Annotated in this window: 3 protein-coding genes and 1 pseudogene; all 4 read right to left on the minus strand. The window is 67.5% G+C overall.

Translation table 11 applies throughout. From position 1 onward, the window contains the following. Positions 1-1183 (minus strand): Ig-like domain-containing protein (locus VTU_RS29320; protein WP_010108666.1); only part of this gene is annotated, 1183 nt, incomplete at its 3' end. A 296-nt stretch (positions 1184-1479) separates the two neighbouring features. Beyond that, on the minus strand, positions 1480-1926 hold the full coding sequence (locus VTU_RS0121510; RefSeq protein WP_010108668.1) for a choice-of-anchor U domain-containing protein: 447 nt from the start codon (positions 1924-1926) through the stop codon (positions 1480-1482). A 187-nt stretch (positions 1927-2113) separates the two neighbouring features. Further along, the gene (locus tag VTU_RS0121515) at positions 2114-2560 is read right to left on the minus strand and encodes a choice-of-anchor U domain-containing protein (RefSeq protein WP_138927998.1); all 447 of its coding nucleotides are present in this window, start codon (positions 2558-2560) and stop codon (positions 2114-2116) included. Next, positions 2557-2937 (minus strand): annotated as a pseudogene (locus VTU_RS35185) (hypothetical protein); the annotation flags it as partial. The gene VTU_RS0121515 and the pseudogene VTU_RS35185, both read right to left, overlap by 4 nt.

Here is a 2937-nt window from a genome sequence, read left to right on the forward strand (position 1 = left end):
CAAAGTTCGTCACCGCTTCGGAGAAGGTGAAGATGACCAGGGCGGTTTCGCCGAGTTTGAGAATGTTGTCGGTCTCGCCTGCGCCGTAGCTGATGCGGGTGCTGAGCAGCGTGGGCCGGGTGAGGTCTACGCCGTAGCTCAGGCCCGTGGCCACGGTGCCCTGGCCCGCGTTGCCCGCGCGGGTGCTGACGCCCGCGAGGTTCACGCTGATCGGGTTGTTCGTCGATGCAGCGCCGTCGGCGCCGGGGGCATCGAGCACCACCTCCCAGGTGTCGCTGCTGCCGTCGGCCGCGGGTTGCGAGGCGAGCACTTGGCGCACGCTGCCGCTGCCCGGGGCGAGGATCACGTCGGAGGCGTCAAAGCCCTTTACCGCCACGCTGAATTTGATTCTGATGTGGGCGGTCTGGCCCATGCCGAGCTGGTTGTCGTCGATGGTGTGGCCGGTAGTGGCCAAGCTGGGCCGCGTGGTGTTGACGGCGTAGCCGTTGCTGTTGGCGGGGGTAATCCCTCTATAGGGGTCCCCTCCGGGGTTGCCGGACAGGTCCCGCACCTCGTTCATCCGCACGGAGATCACGCAATTTTCGGCGTCCGTGTTGGCCATGGGTGTGAAGGGGGCGGTCCAGGTGATGCCGCCGTCCACGGTGGTCAGACTGCCCAGCGTGCCATGGGCGTTGGAGAGGTCGATGGCGGGCTGGAAGTTGGCGACTTTCTCGCTAAAAACAAAGGTGACGGTGGCGGTTTCGTCGATTTGGAGGTGTTCGTCGTCGATCGTGATGCTGTGAGGCTTGGGCCTGACGGTGTCGATGGAAAACATATCGAAAAACATGTCCCCCATGTACCTCCGGCCCCCATCGGGGGCGATCACCCTGCCGAGGTCCACGGGGTTGCTGTGCCATTGCGTTTCGCCGTTCTCCACACGCAGTGAGAGCCAGAGGCGCTCGCTGCGGGGGTCCCGCTCGATCCGCGCGTAACCCCGGAAGTTATCGGTACCGCCATCAATCCGGTAGTCGGGCTCCAGGGGCAAGTGGCGGTAGCCGGAGCTGCGGTCCTCGGGGCGCATGTAGATCGACCACCCCGGCCGGTCGTCGAACTGGAAATGCAAGACGGTCGTTTTCTCCTGGGCGGACCTGTAGGTGTAGTAGGTGTCGGCCCAAACTCTGACTTTCATGGGGGCGAGGGTCATGGTTTTCCTTAAGCGGTTGATGGTTGATGCGCAGTTGCGGATTCGAAGCAGCCGCTGTCACGGGTTTGGCGCCAACCGGAGTGGCAACGAACGCGTAACAAACGGAATCATATTTAAACATATATTGACGATTCATCCGTTAATTTTTTCGACTGTCCCGTCGCGCCTCCCGTGCGCTACCGTTCGATGCCTGCGCAGAACAGGGCGCAGACGGTGCTCTCGCCGACTCCCCATGCTCACATCGCCGGGGCGGATGGGCTTGGGCAGCCGCTGTGCCAGACGCTGCCGCTGCCCCGTCAGAACCAGAGGCTGCCTGCCGCGTCCGGCGTCTGCCCCATGAGGGACAAGGGCATGCGCGCTGCGGCGCCGGGCGCGGTGATGACGCCGTTGGCTTGGCCGTCGGCGTCGAACGGCCCGCCATCGGCGATCTCGAAGTCCAGCCGCAGCCGCCCGCCCTTGCTGGCCACCTGGCCGCCGCAGGGCGCGCTGCTCAGGTTGACCCAGGTGCCGGTGCCGTCCCGGGCCCAGTAGCCGCCCACGCCCAGTGCCGGGTCTCCGTACAGGCTGAACGCCTCGCTGCTGTGGCCCGGGGCCAGCGTTGCCTCGAAGCGGAGCAGCCCGAGGGGCATCTCCATCCCCTGGGGCAACTGGGCGAGGGCGTCCTCTTGCTCCAGGTGGGTGATGCGTGCACCGCTGCTGTCCGGGTCCAGCTTGCCATCCTGGCTGCCGACCACCAGGGTCACGGGGCTGCTGGCCGCGTCTGCGGGCTGGTCTGCATGCCGGAACCCGGCCGGCTCGCTCAGGCGGCCATGTCCGCACCATGCAGACGAATGCGGTGCGGCCTGCCCATGCCTTCGGGTGCAAGCCGCCCGCGGGGGTGGATAGGCGGTTGGGCACGGCAAGCCGCTGCCCAAGCCCTGCGCTGCCTCGTCAGAACCAGAGGCCAGCCACCGCGTCCGGCGCCTGCCCCACGAGGGACAAGGGCATGCGCGCTGCGACTCCCGGGGCGGTGATGACGCCGTTGGCCTGGCCGTCGGCGTCGAACGGCCCGCCATCGGCGATCTCGAAGTCCAGCCGCAACCGCCCGCCTTCGCTCGCCACCTTGCCGCCGTAAGGTGCGCTGCTCAGATGGACCCAGTTGCCCGCGCTGTCCCTGGCCCAGTAGCCGCCCACGCCCAGCGCCGGGTCCAGATACAGGCTGAACGTCTGGCTGCTGCGGCCCGTGGCCAGTGTCGCCTCGAAGCGGAGGAGTCCGAGGGGTGTCTCCATCCCCTGGGGCAACTCGGCGGGTGCGTCCTCTTGCTCCAGGCGGGTGATGCGTGCGCCGCTGCTGTCCGGGTCCAGTTGGCCGTCCTGGCTGCCGGCTACCAGGGTCACGGGGGTGCTGGCCGTGTCTGCGGGCTGGTTTGCTCCGGTGGGGCTGCTGAGCACAAGGCGGGTCGAATGCACTGCTGCCTGCGTGCTGTCCGGGATGCCGTCTCCGTTGCCGTCGTCGGCCACGGGGGCTGCGCCAGCGGGGCTGGAGGTGCCGGGGGCTGGTTCTTGGCGCTGCCGGGAATGCCGTTGCTGTTCGTGTCCTGGGTGCTCTTGTCCGTCGGGCCTGCCGGGGCCGAGAGGGTTGAGAGGGTCGAGGGGGTCGAGAGGGTCGATGGGGCTGACGAGGTCGACGGAGTTTGACCCTGTGGCGCGGGCGTGTTGTTGAGCACCTCGGTGGCCGCAAAGCTGGCCGCGTCGTTGCCGGCAGCGTCCTGTAT

Origin of the sequence: Verminephrobacter aporrectodeae subsp. tuberculatae At4, assembly GCF_000193225.1 — a bacterium.
Lineage (GTDB): Bacteria > Pseudomonadota > Gammaproteobacteria > Burkholderiales > Burkholderiaceae_C > Acidovorax > Acidovorax aporrectodeae.